The organism is Saccharopolyspora sp. MMCC62, from assembly GCF_057736575.1.
The window spans coordinates 102,542-124,586 of record NZ_JBYKCM010000004.1 but is presented as its reverse complement, the minus strand read 5'-3'; the positions used below and the strand labels follow the sequence as shown (position 1 = coordinate 124,586).

The 22,045-nt window shown below is 73.0% G+C and carries 18 protein-coding genes and 1 tRNA gene; 10 read left to right on the top strand and 9 right to left on the bottom strand.

Annotation, left to right across the window (positions count from 1 at the left end; genetic code table 11):
- Positions 1–26: 26 nt before the first annotated feature.
- The 3 genes from AC29IT_RS11105 to sp36 all read right to left on the bottom strand — a co-directional run bounded on the left by AC29IT_RS11105 (position 27) and on the right by sp36 (position 1,645).
- On the bottom strand, positions 27–635 hold the full coding sequence (locus tag AC29IT_RS11105; protein WP_358434787.1) for a hypothetical protein: 609 nt from the start codon (positions 633–635) through the stop codon (positions 27–29).
- 384 nt (positions 636–1,019) lie between these two features.
- Complete coding sequence (locus AC29IT_RS11100) at positions 1,020–1,478, bottom strand: RidA family protein (RefSeq protein ID WP_358434784.1); 459 nt, start codon at positions 1,476–1,478, stop codon at positions 1,020–1,022.
- 2 nt (positions 1,479–1,480) lie between these two features.
- A complete protein-coding gene (gene sp36 / locus AC29IT_RS11095) occupies positions 1,481–1,645 on the bottom strand; it encodes a Sp36 family protein (RefSeq protein WP_358434781.1) in 165 nt (54 codons plus the stop codon).
- A 270-nt stretch (positions 1,646–1,915) separates the two neighbouring features.
- Here sp36 and bagA point away from each other — a divergent pair, with 270 nt between their 5' ends.
- Entirely contained in the window at positions 1,916–2,917 is a 1,002-nt protein-coding gene (bagA, locus tag AC29IT_RS11090) for an ATPase BagA (protein WP_358434778.1), read from the top strand.
- Complete coding sequence (bagB, locus tag AC29IT_RS11085) at positions 2,914–4,044, top strand: ATPase BagB (RefSeq protein WP_358434775.1); 1,131 nt, start codon at positions 2,914–2,916, stop codon at positions 4,042–4,044. The genes bagA and bagB overlap by 4 nt, the downstream gene beginning before the upstream one ends.
- Before the next feature lie 137 nt (positions 4,045–4,181).
- On the opposite strand, the gene AC29IT_RS11080 is transcribed toward bagB, so the two are convergent.
- Positions 4,182–4,481 carry a WhiB family transcriptional regulator gene (locus AC29IT_RS11080; protein WP_184483638.1) on the bottom strand — a complete coding sequence of 100 codons (300 nt, stop codon included), beginning with the start codon at positions 4,479–4,481 and terminating at the stop codon, positions 4,182–4,184.
- A 246-nt stretch (positions 4,482–4,727) separates the two neighbouring features.
- On the opposite strand from AC29IT_RS11080, the gene AC29IT_RS11075 reads away from it, so the two are divergent.
- The 5 genes from AC29IT_RS11075 to AC29IT_RS11055 all read left to right on the top strand — a co-directional run bounded on the left by AC29IT_RS11075 (position 4,728) and on the right by AC29IT_RS11055 (position 10,098).
- Complete coding sequence (locus AC29IT_RS11075) at positions 4,728–7,163, top strand: transglycosylase domain-containing protein (protein WP_488218652.1); 2,436 nt, start codon at positions 4,728–4,730, stop codon at positions 7,161–7,163.
- Between the two features lie 23 nt (positions 7,164–7,186).
- Positions 7,187–7,969 (top strand): siderophore-interacting protein, encoded by a 783-nt coding sequence (locus AC29IT_RS11070; protein WP_358434769.1) that lies wholly within the window; start codon positions 7,187–7,189, stop codon positions 7,967–7,969.
- 389 nt (positions 7,970–8,358) lie between these two features.
- Positions 8,359–9,297 (top strand): metallophosphoesterase, encoded by a 939-nt coding sequence (locus AC29IT_RS11065; RefSeq protein WP_488218875.1) that lies wholly within the window; start codon positions 8,359–8,361, stop codon positions 9,295–9,297.
- A 50-nt stretch (positions 9,298–9,347) separates the two neighbouring features.
- Positions 9,348–9,421, top strand: a tRNA-Pro gene (locus AC29IT_RS11060).
- A gap of 446 nt (positions 9,422–9,867) precedes the next feature.
- On the top strand, positions 9,868–10,098 hold the full coding sequence (locus AC29IT_RS11055) for a hypothetical protein (protein ID WP_358434766.1): 231 nt from the start codon (positions 9,868–9,870) through the stop codon (positions 10,096–10,098).
- Between the two features lie 251 nt (positions 10,099–10,349).
- Here the strand turns inward: AC29IT_RS11055 and AC29IT_RS11050 are convergent, their stop codons facing one another.
- Positions 10,350–11,351, bottom strand: coding sequence for a hypothetical protein (locus AC29IT_RS11050; protein ID WP_358434763.1), 1,002 nt, complete (start codon positions 11,349–11,351; stop codon positions 10,350–10,352).
- Between the two features lie 135 nt (positions 11,352–11,486).
- Between AC29IT_RS11050 and AC29IT_RS11045 the strand changes: the two genes are divergently transcribed.
- Positions 11,487–13,331: a S9 family peptidase gene (locus AC29IT_RS11045; RefSeq protein ID WP_358434760.1), complete on the top strand. Its 1,845-nt coding sequence runs from the start codon at positions 11,487–11,489 to the stop codon at positions 13,329–13,331.
- Between the two features lie 57 nt (positions 13,332–13,388).
- On the opposite strand, the gene AC29IT_RS11040 is transcribed toward AC29IT_RS11045, so the two are convergent.
- The gene (locus AC29IT_RS11040; protein ID WP_488218651.1) at positions 13,389–15,233 is read right to left on the bottom strand and encodes an ABC transporter ATP-binding protein; all 1,845 of its coding nucleotides are present in this window, start codon (positions 15,231–15,233) and stop codon (positions 13,389–13,391) included.
- A gap of 463 nt (positions 15,234–15,696) precedes the next feature.
- On the opposite strand from AC29IT_RS11040, the gene AC29IT_RS11035 reads away from it, so the two are divergent.
- Entirely contained in the window at positions 15,697–16,761 is a 1,065-nt protein-coding gene (locus AC29IT_RS11035; RefSeq protein WP_488218650.1) for an NADH:flavin oxidoreductase/NADH oxidase, read from the top strand.
- 287 nt (positions 16,762–17,048) lie between these two features.
- On the opposite strand, the gene AC29IT_RS11030 is transcribed toward AC29IT_RS11035, so the two are convergent.
- Together AC29IT_RS11030 and AC29IT_RS11025 are read right to left on the bottom strand one after the other, a co-directional pair.
- Positions 17,049–17,537, bottom strand: coding sequence for a Dps family protein (locus AC29IT_RS11030; protein ID WP_358436560.1), 489 nt, complete (start codon positions 17,535–17,537; stop codon positions 17,049–17,051).
- Positions 17,538–17,614: 77 nt separating this feature from the next.
- The gene (locus AC29IT_RS11025) at positions 17,615–18,175 is read right to left on the bottom strand and encodes an NADPH-dependent FMN reductase (protein WP_488218649.1); all 561 of its coding nucleotides are present in this window, start codon (positions 18,173–18,175) and stop codon (positions 17,615–17,617) included.
- Positions 18,176–18,342: 167 nt separating this feature from the next.
- Here AC29IT_RS11025 and AC29IT_RS11020 point away from each other — a divergent pair, with 167 nt between their 5' ends.
- Positions 18,343–19,416, top strand: a complete 1,074-nt coding sequence (locus tag AC29IT_RS11020) for an alpha/beta hydrolase (protein WP_488218648.1) — start codon at positions 18,343–18,345, stop codon at positions 19,414–19,416.
- Positions 19,417–19,475: 59 nt separating this feature from the next.
- Here AC29IT_RS11020 and AC29IT_RS11015 read toward each other — a convergent pair whose 3' ends face one another.
- On the bottom strand, positions 19,476–21,968 hold the full coding sequence (locus tag AC29IT_RS11015; protein ID WP_488218647.1) for a LuxR C-terminal-related transcriptional regulator: 2,493 nt from the start codon (positions 21,966–21,968) through the stop codon (positions 19,476–19,478).
- Between the last annotated feature and the right edge of the window lie 77 nt (positions 21,969–22,045).

The window sequence follows — 22,045 nt, the reverse complement described above, 5'->3', positions numbered from 1 at the left end:
CTTCTACGGCGCCTGCACCGGCACCGTCAGCCACGATGTCCCACGAGTTCGTCGGCGCCCGAGCACACCAGCGCCGACTCGGCGAGCGCGGCGCGGTGGTAGGCGGTCGGTTCCACCTCGGGCGGCAGCACCTCGACGCACGGCTCGGCGTCGCCGAGCGCGCGCAGGATGCGTTGCAGTTCGCTGGTGAGCTCGACGGGATCCGCGGAACCGGTCACCAGGATGATCCGCTTGGGCCGCGTTCCCGGCAGGTGCCGCCAGGAGCTGCGGGTTTCGCGCACGCCCTGCCTGCCGCGCAAGGTGGCGCCGAGGACCAGCACCGCCGGGTCGCCCTTGTCATCCACGTGGGACTCGGCGCGGAAGGTGTAGCGGTCCGGTTCGGCGCCGGGCAGCACCGCGTGCACCACGGACGGGTCAGCACCCAGCGGCAGCAGCGCTTCGGCGAGCCTGCGGTGGTCGGCGTCGGACAGCGCGACCCGTTCCCGCAGCAGCGTCGCGGGCAGGGAGCGCGCGAGGACGTCGGCCGCCCCGCCCGCCAGCCAGTCCCGGTAGCGCCAGAGGTGCCGGTCCGGCAGCCTCCCGGCAAGTCGAAGCAGCAGCTCGTGGCACAAGAGGTCCGTTTCGCGTCCCGCCACGTCGCCCCCTCCCAGCTCGTTCGCTCGTCACCCGGTGCGAGCGACACCCGCACCCCTCATGCCGAGAGCACTCGATCGGGGGCACTCTCTCGCGCGGGGTAGCGGAGGAGCAAGCTCGATCGATCACTCGCCGGTATTGATACCGCCGTTCAGGTGATCAATTGTTGATCACTCGAAGTAGCGACGCCCGAAGCGTACTGGTTGGTAGACGGGGCGCGGGCCGTACCTGGCAAGAAACGGTTCCGCCGCCGGTCGCGCCCCCGCCCGGCACCCGGCCCAAGATCACCCGCCGCGGGCCGGAACGCGAAGGAGGGGCCGCGCAACCGCGACCCCTCCACCACCGCGCATCCGCGCGCGACACCGCCGCGCGGCGGAAACCGGCGCTCACGCCACTTCGACGATCATCTCCACCTCGACCGGAGCCCCCACCGGGAGCTCGGCGACGCCGACCGCGGACCGGGCGTGGCTACCCGCGTCCCCGAAGATCTCGCCGATCAGCTCGGACGCGCCGTTGATCACCGCGGGCTGGCCGGTGAAGCCCTCCGCGGACGCCACGAAACCGACGACCTTCACGACCCGCACGATCGAGTCCAGCCCGACCAGCGCGTCCACCGCGGCCAGCGCGTTCAGCGCGCAGGTGCGGGCGTGCGCCTTCGCGGACTCCGGGTCCACCTCGGCGCCGACCTTGCCCACCGCCGCCAGCTCGCCCCCGGCGAACGGGAGCTGCCCGGAGGTGAACACCTGCGACCCGCTGCGCACCGCGGGCACGTAGGCCGCGACCGGGGTCGCGACCGCGGGCAGTTCGATGCCCAGCTCGGCCAGCCGCTGCTTCCAAGCGCCCACGATCAGGACTCCTTCGCGCGCTTCAGGTAAGCGACGTGCTGCTCACCGGTCGGGCCGGGCAGGACGGAAACGAGCTCCCAGCCGTCCTCACCCCACTGGTCCAGGATCTGCTTGGTCGCGTGGGTCAACAGCGGCACGGTCGCGTACTCCCATTTGGTCATGGTCACCAGCGTAGAGAGGGCCGGGCTCCACGGCGCCGCTGGCCCGCGGGCGCGCTCACCCGGGTGCGCCCGCCCGCGTCATGCGCGGCCCGCCGGCGCGTCCCACCAGTGGCGCGCGCCCGCCTGCGCGCGGAACTACTCAGGCCGGCGGGGCCGCGGCGGTCGCGGCGCCTGCGCACTACGCGTTCGCGCCTACGCAGAACTACCGATGTGCGACCTGGAGATGGCTGCTACGTGCGGGAGACAGCGACCCCGACCCACACCTACGCTGATCGTGTGACCGGATGGAACGCCGAACTCAACGCCGCTCGGCTGCACATCGTCAGCGGCAAGGGCGGCACCGGGAAGACCACGGTCGCCGCGGCGCTGGCGCTGGCGCTGGCGACCGGGGGCCGCCGCGTGCTGCTGGTCGAGGTCGAGGGCAGGCAGGGCATCGCGCAGCTCTTCGACACCGCGCCGCTGCCCTACGCCGAGGAGACGATCGCCGCCGCCCCCGGTGGCGGTGAGCTGCGGGCGCTGGCCATCGACGCCGAACCGGCGCTGCTCGAGTACCTGTCGATGTTCTACAACCTCGGCTTCGCGGGCCGCACGCTGAAGCGGATGGGCGCCATCGAGTTCGCCACCACGCTCGCCCCGGGCCTCCGGGACGTGCTGTTCACCGGCAAGGTCAAGGAGTGCGTCGGGCGCACCGACGAGCACGGCCGCCACGTCTACGACGCGGTGGTGCTGGACGCGCCGCCGACCGGGCGGGTCGTGAAGTTCCTGGACGTCACCCGCGCCATGGCCGACCTCGCGAAGGTCGGGCCCATCCGCGGCCAGAGCGAGGGCGTGGTCCGGCTGCTGCACTCCGGCGACACCGCGGTCCACCTGGTGACGCTGCTGGAGGACCTGCCGGTGCGGGAGACCCTGGAGGCCGTCGCCGAGCTGGACGCGGCCGAGCTGCGCCCCGGCGCGGTGCTGCTCAACCGGGTGCGCCCCGGGTACCTGCCCGCGCGCTCGGTGGCCGCCGCCGCGGCGGGCCGGGTCGACGCCGACCGGTTGCGCACCGGGCTCGAAGCGGCCGGGGTGACCGCCGACGACGAGCTGCTCGCCGCGCTCACCGAGGAGACCGTGGAGCACGCGGTGCGGTCCCGCGCCGAGCAGGAGGCCGAGGAGCGGCTCGCGGCCGCCGACCTGCCGAACGTGCGGCTGCCCGAGCTGACCGCCGGGATCGACGTGGCCGAGCTCTACGAGCTCGCCGAGATCCTCACCGAGCACGGCGTCGGGAGGCCTCGATGACGACACCCGCGGCACTGGACGTGGACGCGCTGCTCGACGACCCGGGCAACCGGGTGGTGGTGTGCTGCGGCTCCGGCGGCGTCGGCAAGACCACCACGGCCGCCGCGCTCGCGGTGCGCGCCGCCGAGCGCGGCCGCAAGACCGTGGTGCTCACCATCGATCCGGCGCGGCGCCTCGCGCAGGCGCTGGGCATGCGGGAACTGGACAACCAGCCGCGGCAGGTGGCGCCGGAGGGATTCGAGCCCACCGGCGACCTGAACGCGATGATGCTGGACATGCGGCGCACCTTCGACGACATGGTGCTCGCGCACGCCGGGGAGGAACGCGCCAGGCAGATCCTGGAGAACCCCTTCTACCAGACGATCTCCACGTCGTTCTCCGGCACGCAGGAGTACATGGCGATGGAGAAGCTCGGCCAGCTCGCCGCGTCCGGCGAGTGGGACCTGATCATCGTGGACACCCCGCCCAGCCGGTCCGCGCTGGACTTCCTGGACGCGCCGCAGCGGCTGTCCACGGTGCTCGACGGCCGCCTGATCAAGCTGCTGTCCTCGCCGGCGAAGGCGGGCGGCAAGGGGCTGCGAAAGATCGTCGGCGCCGGGTTCGGGATGTTCTCCAAGGCCGTGTCGACGGTGATCGGCGGCCAGCTGCTGGCCGACGCCTCCGCGTTCGTGCAGGCCTTCGACTCGACGTTCGGCGGGTTCCGGGAACGCGCCGACCACACCTACCGGCTGCTGCGCTCCCCCGGCACGTCGTTCGTGGTGATCGCGGCACCGGAGCCGGACGCGCTGCGCGAGGCGTCGTTCTTCGTGGAGCGCCTCACCGCCGAGGGCATGCCGCTGGCCGGGCTGGTCGCGAACCGCACCCACCCGGTGTTCGCGGAGCTGACGGGCAGCCGCGCGCTGTCGGCCGCCGAACAGCTGGAGACCGCCGGGAACGCACCGCTGGCCGCGGCGGTGCTGCGGGTGCACGCCGACCGGGTCGCGGTCGCCGATCGGGAGCGGCGGATGCTCGCCCGGTTCACCCGCGCGCACCCGGAGGTCGCGCTGGTGGGCGTGCCGGCACTTCCCGCGGACGTGCACGATCTCGACGGGTTGCGCGAGATCGGCAGCCGACTCGCCGCGGAATAATCCAAAGATTCCTGGCAGCGGAAATTGGCTATCCGGTGATCACAATCCGCCGGATCGCCATTGCGCTGAACGAGTGAACGGGTTTCCGGGCGACTCGAAAAAACGAGCCGCCCGGCACCGCGATCACGACGGGCTAATCAGCCCACCTGGTACTCGTCGATGTCGGCGTAGTCGTCCCTAGCGGCTTCCAGAAGCTCCCGCCAGTTGCGGACTTCCGGGCGACGGCGCAACAGCGCGCGCCGCTCCCGCTCGGTCATTCCGCCCCACACACCGAACTCGATCTTGTTGTCGAGCGCCTCTCCGAGGCACTCCGTCCGCACCGGGCAGCCGAAGCAGATCATCCGCGCTTTGCGCTGCTCAGCTCCCCTGACGAACAACTGGTCCGGATTCTCATCCCGGCACGCTGCCTGAACCCGCCAGTCCCCCTGCTCGAACATAAGGCTCCCCCAGCTCCTCACTGGATCGTCGGCGACCGAATTTCGTCCGGAGCCCCCCGGCACCGGATGCCGCGGCGCATGGTGCGCCGTAACGATGCTGTCGCTGGACGTGGACGAACTTTAGAGCCCCTCGGTTCCACAACCAAACAAGGGTTGTCGCTCCGTTATCTTTGACCCTCATCACATCGGGCGGAACCCACTGACGACGGCGTGTTGATGTCGGTAAAACCACTTAGTCTTGCCGTCGTGCGTGTCCGGGACAGCTTGCTGAAGCTCTTCGGCCTGTGTGTGCTCGCCGGAGTTCTCGTCGCCGGGATGCTGTTCCCGGCGGCCGGAGCTCTCGGGGTGGTGTCCAACCGCGCGGGTGACGCGGTGAACAACCTCTCCTCCGAGCTGATGACGCAGGACCCCCCGCTGGTGACCACGGTCACCGACCGAGCCGGGGTGCCGATCGCCTACCTCTTCGACCAGAACCGGACGCCCGCGGCGCCCGATCAGATCTCGAAGTCCATGAAGTCCGCGATCACCTCGATCGAGGACCGCCGGTTCTTCGAGCACGAGGGCGTCGACTGGGCGGGCACGGTGCGCGCGGCCGTCACCAACCAGATGTCCGGCGAGATCGCCCAGGGCGGTTCCACGCTCACCCAGCAGTACGTGAAGAACTACCAGGTGCACGTGGTCGCCGCCGACGATCCGATCAAGCAGGCGAAGGCCGTCGAGCAGACCCCGGCGCGCAAGCTGCGGGAGATCCGCATCGCGCTGCAACTGGAGAAGCGGCTCGGCAAGCAGGAGATCCTGGCCCGCTACTTGAACGTGGTGCCGTTCGGCAACCAGACCTACGGGGTCGCCGCCGCCGCCCGCACGTACTTCAACACCACCCCGGACAAGCTGGACGTGCCGCAGTCCGCGCTGCTGGCGGGCATCGTGAACAGCCCGAGCGCGCTGAACCCGGCGACGAACCCGGACGAGGCGACGGTGCGGCGCAACATCGTCATCGACGCCATGCAGGCGCTGCGCCAGATCGACCGGCGCACCGCCGAAGCCGCCAGGGCCGCGCCGCTCGGGCTCGTCTCGCCGCTGAACACGCTGCCGAACAACTGCGTCGGAGCCGGGCCCGCCGACGGCTTCTTCTGCAAGTACGTCATCGACTACCTGCAGAACGCCGGGTTCGCCGAGCAGGAACTGCGCACCGGCGGCTACACGATCCGCACCACCCTCGACCAGAAGGCGACCGACGCCGCGAAGCAGGCCGCGGAGAAGCACGTGCCGCGGGACACCAAGGGCATCGCGAACGTGATGGCCGTCGTGGAACCGGGCAAGGACAAGCACGAGGTGCGGGCGCTGGTCGCCAACCGCGACTTCGGCAACGACGCCGACCGCGGCCAGACCTCCTACCCGCTGCCCAGCGGTGTCGCCAAGTTCGGCGCCGGATCGGTGTTCAAGGTGTTCACCGCCGCGGCCGCGCTGGAGAAGGGGATGGGGATCCAGAACACCATCCAGGCTCCCGGCAACTACACGTCCACCGTCTACCGCAACGGTTCCGCGCCCTACACCGTCGGCAACGCCGAAGGCGTCAACCCCGGGCCGCGGACCTTGCAGAAGGCCCTCGCGACCTCGCCGAACACCGCGTTCGTCGCGCTGGAGGAACGGGTCGGGCTGGACCAGACGGTGGACATGGCGACCCGGCTGGGGATGCGGCAGACGCTGCTGCACTCGAACATCGAGGGTGATCCGCTCGCCCCGAACGGCGCCAACGGGCCGTCCATGGCCGACGTGGTCAAGGAGAAGAAGATCGGGGCGTTCACGCTCGGCTTCGGGCCCACCAGCCCGCTGGAGCTGGCGAACGTCTCGGCGACCCTGATGAGCGGCGGCACCTGGTGCCCGCCGACGCCGATCGACCAGATCACCGACCGCAACGGCAACCCGGTCACCATCACCGAGGATCCGTGCGAGCAGTCCGTCGACGAAGGCCTCGCGAACGCGATGGCCGTCGGCATGAGCCAGGACGACCAGGCGGGCGGCACCGCCTACGGCGCCGCGAACAGCGCGGGCTGGTCGCGGCCGACCGCGGGCAAGACGGGGACCACCGAAGCCCACCAGTCCGCCGGGTTCATCGGCGCCACCCCGCAGTTCGCCGGCTCGGTGCTCACCTTCTCCGACGGCAACAACCCGCAGGGCATCTGCGACAGCACGCCGCCGACGCTGTGCGGGGCCAACGGCGGCAACATCTACGGCGGCAAGGTCCCGGCGCGGACCTGGTTCGAAGCCATGGCGAAGATCCACGAGGGCCTGCCCACGATGGAGCTCCCCGAGGTCACCGAGCGGTACAAGAACGGCGGCGACGAGTTCCAGGTGCCCAACGTCGTCGGCATCAGCGCCTCCCGCGCCGAGCGCACCCTGGAGAAGGCCGGCTACAAGGTCGAGCAGCGCTCGGTCAACAGCGAACGCCGCAAGGGCTCGGTGACCAGCCAGACGCCGCGCGGCTTCGCGCTGCCCGGCGAGACGGTGACGCTGTCGGTGAGCACCGGCTACGTGCCGCCGCCGTCGACCGCGCCGAAGCCCCCGCCCCCGCCGCCCCCGCCGCCCGCACCGGGCCAACCGGGCGAACCGGGACGACCACCGGGCGAGGAGCAGCCGGATCCGCCGTTCGTGCCGATCCCGCCGGGCATCTTCCCGCCCTGACCGGCTCCCTACACTCGGTCGTTGTGACGAACACGCAGGCGAGCACGCGGCGGGTGCGGTCCCGGTACCGGCTGCTGCGGGTGGACGAGGTCGAGCGGATCACGCCGCGGATGGTGCGGGTCGTGCTCGGCGGCGACGAGCTCGCCGACTTCGACAGCACCGGCAGCGACCAGCGGATCAAGCTGTGCCTGCCGCGGCCCGGCCTGCCGATGCCGCTGGGCCGCGACCGCGCGGAGGTGTTCGCGCTGCCGCGGGAGCAGCAGCCGAAGCAGCGCACGTACACGGTGCGCTGGTTCGACGCGGCGCGGCAGCGGCTCGCGATCGACCTGGTGGTGCACGACCACGACGGCCCCGGCTCGACCTGGGCGCGCGAGGTGCGGCCCGGATCGCAGGTCGTGGCGGTCGGCCCCAGCCCCTCCTACCGGCCCGACCCGGCGGCGGACCGGCTGGTGCTGGCGGGCGACGAGACGGCGCTGCCCGCGATGCTGGCGATGGTCGAGGAACTGGACGAGCAGGCCCGGGTCCAGGTGTTCGCCGAGGTCGCCGACGAAGCCGAGCACCAGGAGGTGCGCACCCGGGCGGACGTGGCGTGGACCTGGCTGCACCGGGACGGCGTTCCCGCCGGGCGGAGCGCGCTGCTCGCGGACGCGGTGCGGGCGGCCGACCTCGGGCCGCGGCCGGACGTCTGGGTGGGCGCCGAGGCGGAAGCGGTGCACGTCATCCGGGAGCACTGCCGGCAGGAGCTCGGCCTGGACCGGCGCCGCGTCTACGCCCTCGCCTACTGGCGGCACGACTCCGCCGCCTGACCGCCCGCCCTTCCAGCTCCGATCCCGCGGCGAGGAAGCCGCTGACTGCCCGTCGCCGAATCTGCCCGGCGGGTCTTGTCGGTTTCCCGTCAGCGGCGCAGCCGCTGAGCAGCCGACCACCTGCGACACCGGCACCGCAGCGGGTTCTCAGCGGCTTCCTCGCGAGGACAGCGATGTGGCCGCGTGCCGGACATCGATCCCGCGGCGAGGGAGCCGCTGCGGTTCCGCCCGCCGGGCGGCAGCGGCGGAGGGGCGGCGCCGGCGCTCCGCCACCGCCCGGGACGCCGCTGTTCAGGGCCTCCGCAGCGGTGATCGGGCGGAGCCCTCCCGAGCGTCGCGGGTCCGCCACCGGCCGTAGGCTGGACGGCGTGAACAAGCTCGGTCGGATCATGCTCGCCGGCGGCGCACTGGGTGCCGCGACCTTCGGCTACGCCGCAGGTGTGGAACGAACGCACTGGACGCTGCGCCGCGCCACCGTGCCGGTACTCGCGGAAGGCGCGCCGGAACTGCGTATCCTGCACATCTCCGACCTGCACATGATGCCGAACCAGCGGTCCAAGCAGCGCTGGATCGCCGCGCTGGACGAGCTCGGGCCCGACCTGGTGGTCAACACCGGCGACAACCTCGCCCACCCGCAGGCGGTGCCCGCGGCGCTGCGCGCGATGGGGTCGCTGCTGGACCGGCCCGGCGTGTTCGTGTTCGGCAGCAACGACTACTACGGGCCGAAGCCGAAGAACCCGGCGCGCTACCTGCTGCCCTCGGCCAAGACGAAGCGCATCCACGGCGACCCGCTGCCGTGGCGGGACCTCCGCGCGGCGATGACCGAGCGCGGCTGGACCGACGTCACGCACCGCTGGCACGACGTGGAGATCTCCGGCATCCGGATCCACGTGGCCGGGCTGGACGACCCGCACCTGAAGCGGGACAAGTACTCGAAGATCGCGGGCGACCCGCCGCAGGAGGCGCAGCTGCGGCTGGGCCTGACGCACTCGCCGGAACCGCGGGTGCTGGACGCGTTCGCCGACGACGGCTACGACCTGGTGCTGGCCGGGCACACCCACGGCGGGCAGCTGCGGGTGCCCGGCTACGGCCCGATCGTGACGAACTGCGAGCTGGACCGGGCGCGGGCGCGCGGCGCGTCCACGTGGGGCGACATGCACCTGCACGTGTCGGCGGGGCTGGGCACCTCCCCGTACGCGCCGGTGCGCTTCGCCTGCCCGCCGGAGGCGACGCTGTTGACGCTGGTCCCGCGCTCGCAGGGCGCCACGCCGAAGGCCTCCGGACTGTTCGGGAACCCCCCTTCAGGGGACCGCGCGAACATCCGCTAGACTTTCACTCAACGGCGGACGAGCACCCGAGATGTTCGCCGTTGAGTGATCGGGGTGTGGCGCAGCTTGGGAGCGCGCTTCGTTCGGGTCGAAGAGGTCGTGGGTTCAAATCCCGCCACCCCGACAGGTAGAGGGCCTGGTCAGGACTCCAGCAGGAGTTCCGACCAGGCCCTTTTCTCGTGTCGGCACCACCGCCGAGCCGGCCGGTGGATGTTCTCGCCGGCCTGCTCCGGCTCCCGCCCACCGGTCGTTCACCGGGGCCGTGCTCAGCTCGGTCCGGCGTCGAGTGGACGCCCGGCGGCTCCTCGCCTGCCCGGTCGGTGAACCGGACGAACGGCCCGCGGCACCACCGCGCGTTCCACGATACGTCCGGCATATCGCCAGGAAAAGGACGTGGCCGCTGCGCTTCCATCCATTCCCGGTTCCGTTCACCGGGGACGCCGAGGGGTTTCCCTCCGCCGCGAAATCGAATCGAACAACACCCGTTCCGGAGTTTTTCCGGACGTAGCATGAGGATGTGGCCGATCCAGTGGTCACTCGCAACCGAAGTCGATCCACGAGGTAGTTTTCATGCGTTTTCGCAAGAGCATCTCCGCACTCGTCCTCTGCGCCGCCGGCGCCGGTACCGCCGTGCTCGGCGCAGGTACGGCGCTCGCGGACGTCGACAAGGAATTCGGTCCGTACGACAGCATGGAGAAGTGCGGGAAAGCCGGCGAGGAACACCGCGGCGACGAAGGAATCGTCGGTTACCAGTGCGAGGAGAGGTCGGACGGCTTCTACTTGATCGCCACTTACCGGTGACGGCGATTCGAGCGCGACGCCGGTTTTCTCCCACCTTGCCACACCCGTCCGCGCATTCGCGGAGTGGAGCGGTCACGGGGAACGGGAACCGCGCACCCGAACGGTGTGCCGCCGCGCCTCCTCGAACTGTGGAGCGGTGACCACCGGCACGCTCGAAACCACCACCGACGGGCCGGCCGGGCTCCCCGCGACGGGGAGCGCCGGGCCGGCCGTTCGGACGTCGGAGACCGGTTCGCGGTCCCGCCGGTCGATCAGGAGCAGGTCCAGCGGACCGGCTTCGACGGTCCCTTCAGCATCCCCGCGGCTCCGGTGAGCACCGTCGCGTCCGGGCTGATCGAGCTCACTGCGAGCTGCCAGCCGTTCATACCGGGCAGCGGGGTCCGCTGCTCTCCGTCGACCAGCACGGCCTCCCACGAGTCGTGCGTCGGAGCGGCGAGCACCCCCTGCTCGTTGATCGCCCCCGCGCCGAAGGTGTCGGGGATGGACTCGGCCGCGCCCGTGTCGAGGTTCCACCGGATCGCGCCGTCGGGCCCCCCGCCGAACACCCACGGGCCGCTGATCCCGGTCGCCTCCAGGTGCGCGTTGGGCGCGACGCCCGCGGGGCGCGGCAGCGGGGCGGAGGTGCCGTCCGGCCGCCAGACGTAGCCGTTGGTCGGGGCGTCGGGGGTGTCGCCGTCGACGGTGCCGACCACCGTGCCGTCCGCCGAGATGCCGGTGGCGATGCCGCGCGGCCCGGCCAGGTCGACGGGCTCATCGGAGCCCGGCTCCCACACGACCGGCACTTCCCCGGCTCCGTCGGTGCGGAACCCGGCGATCTTGCCGGAGTCGTTGATGCCGCGCGGCGTCACGTGCCCGGGCAGCACGTGGACCTCGCCGTCGCGCAGCACGTAGGGCCTGCGGTCGCCGTAGTCGTCGAAGATCCCGCCGACCGCAACGCCGGCGGAGTTCACGGCGGTCAGCGAATCGGGCAGGTCGGAGTAGGTGGTCGCGATCTCGCCGTCCCGCCACACCACGTCCGTCTCGACCTGGGTCGGGCCTTCCCGCACGGCCCGGCCGACCGCGGTCCGCCCGTCCGGGCTCGCCCCGCCGACCCCGCCCCTGGTGGCGCCGGGCGGCAGCGGGAGTTCGCGGATCTCGCACGCGGCGGGCGCGGCCGGTTCGGCGGCGGCCACCGGGGCGGGCACCAGAACCGATCCGGCGAGCACACCACCCAGTCCGACGAGGCCGGTCAGGGTCCTTGCTTCGAATTTCACTCCAGCTCCCTCGCGTTGTCCCACGACTCCCGGAGGACGCGCCGCGGCACCGCGGGGTTGCCCGGATCCGGTGGTCGGCCTCGGGCGGGTGGAAGGGGCGGCGCGGTGTCGGGGACATCGGGCAGGATCGGTGTGGTGAGCGAGTACCCAGACGCGAAGATTCCGCAAGAGCTGTTCGACGACGCCGAGCGCGAGGCCCGGTGGCGAGCGCGGTTCAGCGCACCTCGGGTGTCGCTGCCCGCGTGGGCCCGGGACGAACCGGGCCACAACCTGTACGTCTCCAACGCCAGCGGGACGTGGGAGCTGTACGCGTGGGACCGCGAGTCCGGCGCGCACCGCCAGGTCACCGACCGTCCGAACGGGACGTTCCACGGCACGCTGTCCGCCGACGGGACGCGGGTGTGGTGGTTCGACGACACCGACGGCGACGAGTTCGGTTCCTGGGTGAGCGAGGACTTCACCGCGGGCGGCGGGAAACCGGAACCGGCGCTGCCCGGCACCCACCCCGGCTACCCGGCCGGCCTGGAGCTCGGGCCGACGGTGACCGGGGTCGGCATGTCCACCGACGACGGTGTGACCGTGTGGGTGGCCCGCGCGGGCGGGGCCCCCGAGGTCGTCTACGAGCACGAGCAGGACGGCGGCCTGTCCGCGCTGTCCTGGGACGAGAGCCTGCTGGTGCTGTCGCACTCCGAGCACGGCGACAGCAGGCACCCGGCGCTGCGGGTGCTGCGGGTGGACGGCGCGACCACCGTCGCGGACAAGTGGGACGGGCCCGGCAAGGGCCTGGACGCGCTGGACTTCGCGCCGGTCGCCGGTGATCCGCGGCTGCTGGTGCTGCACGAGCGGCACGGCCGGGAAGAACTGCTGATCTGGGACGTGCTGGCCGACACCGAGCGGGAGATCGACCTCGGGCTGCCCGGCGAGGTGTCCGCGGACTGGTACCCGGACGGCACCGCGCTGCTGATCGCGCACACCCACCACGCGCGGACCACGATGCACCGCTACGACCTGGAGTCCGGCGAGCTCGTCGAGCTGGCGACGCCCCCGGGCACCGTCGGCAACGCCTCGGTCCGCCCGGACCGCGCCGTCGAGTACTCGTGGTCGTCGGCGGCGACGCCGTCGCTGGTGCGGACGCTGCGCGCGGACGGCACCGACGAGGTGCTGCTGACCCCGCCCGGGGAGCGGCCGCCGGAGTCCGAACCGGTGCGCGACGTGTTCGTGCCCGTGCCGTACGGCCCGAACGAGTCGGTGCACGCGCTGGTGTCCCGGCCGGAGGGCGCGGGCGACGGGCCGGTGCCGACGGTGTTCAACCTGCACGGCGGGCCGCACGCCGCGGACGAGGACCGGTTCTCCGCGTACCGGGCGGCGTGGCTGGACGCGGGCTTCGCCGTCGTCGAGATCAACTACCGGGGTTCGACCGGGTACGGCTCGGCGTGGCGGGACGCGATCGAGGGCAGGCCGGGCCTCACCGAGCTCGCGGACGTCGCGCACGTGCACGACTGGGCGGTGCAGGACGGGCTCACCACGCCCGAGCTGAGCGTCGTCGCCGGGGCCTCCTGGGGCGGCTACCTGACGCTGCTGGCGCTGGGCACCCAGCCGGAGCGGTGGGCCGGTGGCGTCGCCGGGGTGCCGGTCGCCGACTACGTCTCGGCGTACGCCGACGAGATGGAGCCGCTGCGCGCGTACGACCGGGCGCTGTTCGGCGGTTCGCCGGAGGAGGTCCCGGCGGTGTACGACGAGTGCTCGCCGCTGACCTACGTGGACGAGGTGCGCGCACCGGTGCTGGTGCTGGCCGGGGACAACGACCCGCGGTGCCCGATCCAGCAGATCCTCAACTACCTGGACCGGCTGGCGCAGCGGGAGGTGCCGTTCGAGTTCTACCGCTACGACGCGGGCCACGGCTCGCTGGTGGTGGCGGAGACCCTGCAGCAGGTCGCCGCGGAGATCCACTTCGCGCGGCGGGCCGTGGGCCGCGCCTGATCCGCTCCGCCCGGCCCGCCGCGCGCGGGCCGGGCGCTCAGCGGATTCCCAGCCGGTTCACGCGCGGCCGCCACGGGCGCGCAGCGGATCGGTGAGCCCGGCTGGCCAGGGGCGGTGCAGCCGCACGGTGGGCCGGTCGTCGGCCGCCGGGACCGGCAGCTCGCCGCTGATCACGTGGCCGCGCGGGCCGGGCCGCCGGGTGCCCGCGGCCGGTGGTGGTTCGGCCACCCGCCCGCCGCGCAGCACCACCACCCGGTCCGCGAGCTCGGCCAGCTCCGGGTCGTGGCTGATCAGGATGGTGGTGCGGGTGCGGGACAACCGGCGCAGCGGGGCGATCACGTTGGCCTTCGACTCGGCGTCCAGCCCGTTCGTGGGTTCGTCGAGCACCAGCACCGGGGTGCGGCGCAGCACCGCGCGGGCGATGGCGATGCGGCGGCGCTGGCCACCGGACAGCAGCGCGCCGCGCTCGCCGAGGACCGTCTCGTAGCCCTCCGGCAGGGCCCGGACGAACGCGTCGGCGTCCGCTTCGCGCGCGGCGGCGACGATCTCGGCCCGGGTGGCGTCCGGGCGGGCGAAGGCGATGTTCTCGGCGACGGTGCCGTGCAGCACGTCCGCCTCCTGCGGGACGAACGCGATCTGGTCGCGCACCACCTGCAACGGCAGCCGGGTGAGGTCCACGCCGTCGAGCAGCACCCGGCCGGCCACCGGGTCGTAGAAGCGCAGCAGCAGCTTCGCCAACGTCGACTTCCCCACCCCGCTCGGTCCGGTGACCAGCACGAACTCGCCGGGTCGCACGTGCAGCCGGAAGTCGCGCAGCGCGGGTTCCGACGCCTGCGGGTAGCGGAACGCGACGCGGTCGAACTCGACGGCCCGGCCCGGGCGCCCGTCCGGCGGCAGCTGCGCGGTGCCGTCCGGGGCGTCGACGACCGCGGGCCGGGCGTCGAGCAGTTCGACGAGCCGTTCCGACCCGGCGCGGGCCGCGGTGACCGCCATCGTGATCCGGCCCAGGTCCTGCAGCGGCGGGTACAGGTAACCGATGTAGGCGGCGAACGCCATCAACCCGCCGATGGTGATCCGGTCGGCGGAGATCTCCCAGACCCCGACGCCGATGACCAGCAGGATGCACACCGTTTCGACGACGGTGACCAGCGGCGCGTACATCGACGACAGCCGGGCCTCGACGAGCTTCGCGCGGAACCAGCGCATCGACGCCGCGTGCAGCTTCGCGTCCTGCCGGTGCTGCTGGTTCGCGGACTGCACGAGCTCGACGTGCCCGAGCCCTTCCGCCACGACGCCGGCGATCTCGCCGTTGCCCGCCCGCTCGTCCCGGGAGGCCTCGCGGATCCCGGCGGAGAACCTCCGGGCCACCAACCAGAACGCGGGCGCCAGCGCGAAGGACAGCAATGCGAGGTCCCAGCGCAGGTAGAGCGCGGCTCCCGCGTAGAGCACGACGCTGAACAATGCGGTTCCCGTCTCCACCATTCCGGAGGCGACGAGCCTTTCCACCGATTCCACGTCACCGGACAACCGGGCGACGAGATCTCCCGTTTTCCGGCGCGCGAAGAAATCGGGCGACAATCGTTGCACGTGCGCGAACACGTGCGCGCGCAATCGCACGAGGAATCGTTCCGCCGCGCGCGCGGACAGGTACGCCCCGCCGAACGAGGCGAGCGCGCCGACCACCGCGATGCCCAGCCAGGCCGCCCCCGGCGCCCAGAAGGCGTCGAGGCTGCCCGCCGCCAGCGCGTCGTCGGTGATCAGCATGAACATCCAGATCGCCGCGGTGTCGGCCAGCGCGGCCAGCACCAGCAGCGCCCCCGCGGCCGCCAGACCTGCTCGTTCCGGGCGCAGGTGCGGGCGGAACCGGGTGAAGATCTCGCGCGTTCCCGGCGCAGCGGTCATGATTCACCTCTCCAGTGCGCTCGCGCGCGGGGCGCCCGGAGGGGCGGCGGCGATGCGGACGCCGCCGACCCTCCGGTGCGGGTCACTTCCGCGGCTGCTGCGGACGGCCCGGGGCGGGCTGCTCGGGGCGCGGGAAGTGCGGGCGCTTACCGGGAACCGGAATCGGGAAACCCATGGTGACCTCCTGGTCGTTCGCTTCTCTCATTTCGCCGGTGCCGTTCGGCTCCGACGTGAACGAATCTACCGGCGCAATTCGGCGCGAATCGACGCGAAAGGACTGTTGATTCCCTGGGAACGAGCTGGGCGAAAACCGGCGATTCCGCCGGAACCGCGAATTCCCGGGAAGCGCGCGGCCCGCGTTCAGCGGGCTCCCAGCCGCGGCGGGTAGGGACGGTGACCCAGCTCTCCCGCCCGGTATCGCTCAGCGCGGAATACCCGCGCGTGCAACTGCGTCGTTAGGGTCATGAGCCACCTCTTCGACCCGCTGAAGCTGGGCGACACCGCGATCCCCAACCGCGTCTGGGTCTCCCCCATGTGCCAGTACTCCGCCGTGGACGGCGTGCCGAACGACTGGCACCTCGTGCACCTCGGCCAGTTCGCCATCGGCGGCGCCGGTCTCGTCATGGCCGAAGCCACCGCCGTCGCCCCCGAAGGCCGCATCAGCCCCGGCGACACCGGGCTGTGGAACGACGAGCAGGTCGCCGCCTGGCGCAGGATCACCGACTTCCTGCGCGCGCAGGGTTCCACGCCCGCGGTGCAGCTCGGCCACGCCGGCCGGAAGGCCTCCACCACGCGGCCGTGGGACGGCGGCGGGGCGCTGGCCGAATCCGACGGCGGCTGGCAGTCCGTGAGCTCCACGTCCCGCGCGTTCGGCGAGCTCGACGCGCCGCGGGCGCTCACCGAGGACGAGATCGCCCGGATCCCGCAGCAGTTCGCCGACGCCGCGCGCCGCGCCGACGAAGCCGGGTTCGAGGTGGTCGAACTGCACTTCGCGCACGGCTACCTGGCGCACCAGTTCTACTCGCCGCTGGTCAACGACCGCACCGACCGCTACGGCGGCGACTTCGACGGCCGGACCCGGCTGCTGCTGGAGATCGTCGACGCGGTGCGCGCGGTGTGGCCCGCCGGCCGCCCGCTGCTGGCGCGGCTGTCCGCCACCGACTGGGTCGAAGGCGGCTGGACCGGCGACGACTCCGTGCGGCTGAGCAGGCTGCTGGCCGAGCACGGCATCGACCTCGTCGACGCCTCCACCGGCGCCGCGGTGCCGGACGCGCAGATCCCGGTCTCCGCCGGTTACCAGATCCGGTTCGCCCGCCAGATCAAGCTCGAAGCGGAAGTGCCGACCGGCGCCGTCGGCCTCATCACCTCGCCCGAGCAGGCCGAAGAGGTCGTGTCCTCCGGCTCCGCCGACGTGGTGCTGCTCGGCCGGGAACTGCTGCGCGACCCGCACTGGCCGCTGCACGCGGCGGACCGGCTGCACGCCGGGAACATCTGGCCCGAGCAATACGCCCGAGCCCGCCGTTCGTGAGTTCTTCTCTCCCCTGCCCGCTCCGCGTTGAGGGCGGGTGGCGGAACCTCAGCTGCTTCCTCGCTGCGGGATCGTTTTCGCAGGTGGCTCCGCCACATGCGAAAACGCTGTCCTCGCGAGGAAGCAGCTGAGAACCCGCGGGTGGTCCCGTTGCTCGGGTGGTCTCCGCTCAGCGGCTTCGCCGCTGACAGGACGGAGGGCGGGCTGGGCGATTCCGGCTTGCGCGTGGTTCGGCCCGGCGGCCGGTCTGTTCGAGCGGACGCCGGGCCGGGCTTTCGGGTGGGTGGTCAGGACTCCGCGAGCTGGGCCTGCCACATCCAGTGGGACTTCTCCAGTTCCTGCGCGATGGCGATCAGCAGGTCCTGGCTCACCAGATCCGTCTTGTCGGTCTCGTCGATCCGGCCGCGCAGCCTGCGGATCACCACGGCGAGCGCGTCGACGATGGCGGTGATGACCTCCTTGTCGCTGCGCCAGCCGGATTCGAACCGCGGCACCCCGGACGCCTCGGCCACCGTCGCGGCCCGGCCGTCCGGCGAGATGCCCAGCGCGGCCGCGCGTTCGGCGACGTCGTCGGCGAAGCCGCGCGCCACCGAGACCAGCTCGTCCAGCTGGAGGTGCACGTCCCGGAAGAACCGGCCGACGACGTTCCAGTGGGCCTGCTTCGCCACGAGGTGCAGGTCGATCATGTCCAGCAAGGTCCCCTGCAAAGCCTTGCCGGTGATGTCCTGTTCGGAGTCGCCGAGCGGGCTGGAGATCGGGGACTTGGTGGCGGTCATCGCGTACCTCCTCGCACCGGGTGCGCAGTCGGTTCGGGTATGTCCCCCGACGGCTACCCGGCGGGACCGCCCGGTAATCACGCCCGGCGCTGCTCGGCGAACCCCACCAGCTGGGTGCCGATGGTGCGCAGCGTGGCCCCCAGCTTCGGGTCCGAGCAGGAGCCGTCCGGTTCGAACCGGGCCTCCGAGGAGTTGACCGCGGCGCCGAGCGGCGTCGGCCAGCCGCGCAGCGAGTGCACCACCGAGCGCAGCGCCTGCAACGTGGTCACCGCCGCCTGCCAGCCGTACGCGGTGCCGACGCAGCCCACCGCCCGGCCGTCCAGGTACGGGTGCGCGTCGTCGCGGAGGTCCTCCGCGTAGTCGAGCGCGTTCTTGATCAGACCGGAGATGGTGCCGTGGTACCCCGGCGACGCCAGCACGACCCCGTCCGCCCCGCGCAACGCGGCCACCAGCTCCCGCGCGGCCTCGGTGCGGTCGGTGAAGTGCGGGTCGTAGAACGGCAGCACCAGGTCCTCGCCCCCGATGGCGCGCACCTCGGCGCCCGCCTCGCGCGCCCCGGCGAGAACGGCGTGCATCGCGCGCTCGGACTGGGAGTCCGGGCGCACCGAACCGCCGATTCCCACCACGGTCACGGTCATCTTCAGATCCTTTCATCGGGGGTCGGCGGTGTCCTGCGGTCGTGGCCGGACCTCGATCACGCTACGACCTCCAGATAACTCGAAGTCAAAGGTCCACGGCAGTGTCCCGGGTCACCACTACCTGCTAGTAGCCTCCCGGGCACGGTCCGTCCTCGGGAGGTCTTGCCATGTCGAAAGCCGTCGAACTGATCCCGCCCCGGATGCGCGCGCACGTGCTCGGCGCCGGGTTGCACGCCGCGTTCGCGCTGCCGCGGCCGCTGCGCAGGCTCATCGCGGGAGCACCGCGGCGGATCGACGGCCAGGAGCTCTCGCTCGACGCGCAGCTGCTGCTGAAGATGCAGTCGCTCACCGGCAGCACCCAGCTCACCACCGGCGACGCCGCCGGTTCCCGCGCACTGCTGGAGGAGTCCACCGCCCTCGTGGAACGGGCGCCGCTGGGCGGTGTCTCGGTCGGCGAGCGCAGCATCCCGACCCCGGACGGCGAGCTCGCGGCCCGCCTGTACCGGCCGCAGGCGCTGACCGAGCACAGCCCGCTGCTGGTGTTCTTCCACGGCGGCGGCTGGGTCATCGGCGACCTGGACAGCCACGACGACCTGTGCCGCTACTTCGCGAAGACCGCCGGAGTCCGGGTGCTGTCGGTGGACTACCGGCGCGCCCCGGAACACCCGTTCCCGGCGGCGTTCGACGACGCGATGGCCGCGTTCCGGTACGCGGTGGAACGCGCCGATGAGCTCGGCACCGAGCCGGACCGGATCGCGGTCGGCGGGGACAGCGCGGGCGGCAACCTGGCCGCGGTGGTCTCGTACCACGCGACGCGGGCCGGGGGCCCGAAGCCGGCCTTCCAGCTGCTGATGTACCCGGCGCTGGACATGACGACGCGGCGGCGTTCCCGGGACCTGTTCAGCAGCGGGCTGCTGCTGTCCGATGCGGACATCACCTGGTTCCTCGACCAGTACGCGCCCGCCGGGGTGGACCGCTCGGACCTGCGGATGTCGGTGCTGCTGGCGGAAGACCTGAGCGGCCTGCCGCCCGCGCACGTGGTGACCAGCGGGTTCGACCCGCTGCGCGACGACGGCGAGGAGTACGCGCGGCGGCTCGCCGAAGCGGGCGTGCCGGTGGTGGTGCGGCGCTTCGACGACCTGATCCACGGTTTCGGCAGCATGCGCCAGGTGGGCACCCGGTTCAACGAGGCGCTGAGCGAGATCTCGGGGACCCTGCGCGCCGGCCTGGCCCTCACCTGACGCGCCCGGGGTGAGCGGCCCGCCGGCCCGTGCCGGTGGGCCGTCCACCCGGGTGCTCGTCAGGAGTCGAGGATCTCGCGGAGCCGGGCCAGCAGGTCCTCCCGGGAGGCGGCGCCGAGGCGCTGCTTGATCCGGCCGATGTGGTGCTCCACCGTCTTCGCCGAGATGAACAGCCGCTTGCCGACCTGCTTGTAGGTGAGCCCGGACAGCACCAGCTCCGCGACCTCCCGCTCCCGCTCGCTGAGCACCCCGTCGCCGGCATCGCCGACGGCGCGCGGCCGGGCCGGTTTGCCCTGCAGCGAGCGGGCGCACTCCAGCAGCCCGAGCATCGTGGGCCGGTCCGAGGTGCGCAGCGCCGCCTGCCCGGCGAGCCGCGCGCCGTCCCAGGTGAGCCCGGCGGCGTGCAGCCCGCGCGCCGCCTGCTCCGCCTGCTCGCGGTCGACGTCGCCGGTGAGCACGTCCTGCCAGGTGCGGGCGGCGGCGGCCATCGCCGCGGACATCGGGTTGTGCCCGGACATCGCTTCGAGCGCGGCGACGTGGGTGCGCACCGTCGCCGCGTCCTCGCTGACCACGGCGGCCTGCAGGCACTTCCAGCGCAGCAGGCCGGTCCACAGCGGCGGGTCGCCGAGCTCGCCGAGCAGCGCGAACGCGGCGTCCAGGTGCGGCTCCACCCAGTCCTGGTCGTGCAGCCGCGCGCAGGACACGGCGAGCTCGCCCAGCGCCAGCAGCCCGAACAGGTCCGCGGGGTGCTCGGCGATGGCCTGCCGGGCGCGGCCGCGGACCGCGTTCAGCGCGGCGGTGTCGTTGTCCCGGTTCGCGATGCCCGCTTCGATCGCGGTGGCCAGCAGCCGGTCCCGCGCCTGCAACGAGTCCGGTGCGGGCGCGGCGGCGTCCAGCGCGGCCCGCGCGCCGAGGGTGTCGCCGCGGGCCAGCGGGATCCACGCGGCGAGCAGCCGGTGCCGCACGGCGAGCATCGGCCCGCCGCTGCCCGCTTCGATCGCGCGCCCCACCACGGAGGCGGCGACGTCGAGCTCGCCGCAGTGCAGCGCGGCCAGGGTGGCGATCGCGGCGGGCGTGTCCGGCACCAGCGCGGCGCCGCCGACCGGTTCGGCCAGCGAGGCCGACCGGGTCAGCAGGGACAGCGCGGTGACCGGGCTACCGGTGATCGATTCGCGGATGCCGTCGACGAGCTGGTCGGACGACCCGGACAGCGAAGTCGGCGGGCCCGGGTCGGCCACCGTCCGCAGCAGCTGCTCGGCTTCGGCGAGCCGCCCGGTGCCGATCAGCGACACGGCCGCGTACGCGCGGTCGCCCGGCCAGCGCAGGTGTTCGGCGGACCAGCGGCACAGCTGCGCGGAGCGGGCGGGCAGTCCGCGGTGGGCGAGGACGCTGGCGGCGACCTGCACGCCCAGCGCCCGGTCCGGGACGGTCTCGTCCACGATCACCGCGTCGGCGAGCCGCAGCGCCTCGTCGAAGTGCCCGGCGATCGCGGCGGCCTTGGCCCGGCGGGCGGCGAGCCGGGCGGGCGGTGTGCCCGCGGAGACGGCGGCGTCGAAGAACCGCGAGGACAGGTCCGGCGCCTGCTCGGCGGCCTCGACCCCGGCCTGCTCGTAGGCCTCGGCCATCGTCGGGTCCGCGGCGGCGGTCGTCTCCGAGTCGAGGAACGGGCGCAGCAGCCCGAGCACCGGCCGGCCGCGGTCCAGCTGCACCCGCACCAGCCTGCGCGCGATCGCCAGCCGCTCGTCGACGGGCGTGAGCAGTTGCGCGGCCCGGCGCGCCAGCGGCAGCAGTTCCCCCGCCCCGTCGGTGAGCCCGCTGGCGCGGATCGCGGACAGCGCGGGCACCACGTCGGCGGGGTCGAGCGACAGCAGCCAGGCCAGCACGTCGGGGTGCGGGGCGGCGCCGACGGCGACGGCGCTCGCGCACCGGGCGCCGATCCCGCCGAAGGCGGTGAGCTCGTGCTGGACGTGCTCGACGATGCGGGACGGCACCGAGGTCGACGTGAGGTGCTGCGGGCTGGTGTCGGCCAGCACGCCCTCCACCAGCCGCGGGACCCCGCCGGTCTGCGCGAGCAGCCGGTCGATCCACTCGGCGGGCGGGGCGGTGCCGAGACCGCGCTCGACGCGGGCGGCGAGGTCGGCGACGGTGTACCCGGACAGCACGACGGGCGGTCCGGAGCGGTCCAGGACGTGCACGAGCTCGACGAGCTCGGCGCTGCGCGGCCACGGCCGGTAGGCCACCACCAGCCGGGCCCGCGGGTCGGCGGCGAGTTCGCGGGCGGCGCGCAGCGCGCCGTCGTCGAGCAGGTGCGCGTCGTCCAGGAGCACGGCGGCGCCCGCGGGGTCGGCGCGGCGGGCGTCCCGCTCGACCGGCACGCCCGCGGCCCGGTACGCGTCGGCGAGCTCGTCGAGCAGGGCGGTCTTGCCGGACCCGCCCGCGGCCTGGATCCCGACCTGCACCGGTTCGGCGGGCGCGGCGGCGACGGACTCCCACAACCGGACGGCGCGGGGCCCGGTCACCAGGTCTGGGGGGGTGGCTGTCCGGTGGTTCACAGGACTCCTCGGTTCACGGAGACCTCGATTCGCGGGTCACTCGGCGGGATCACTCTTGGGGGTGCGAGTGGGTTTCG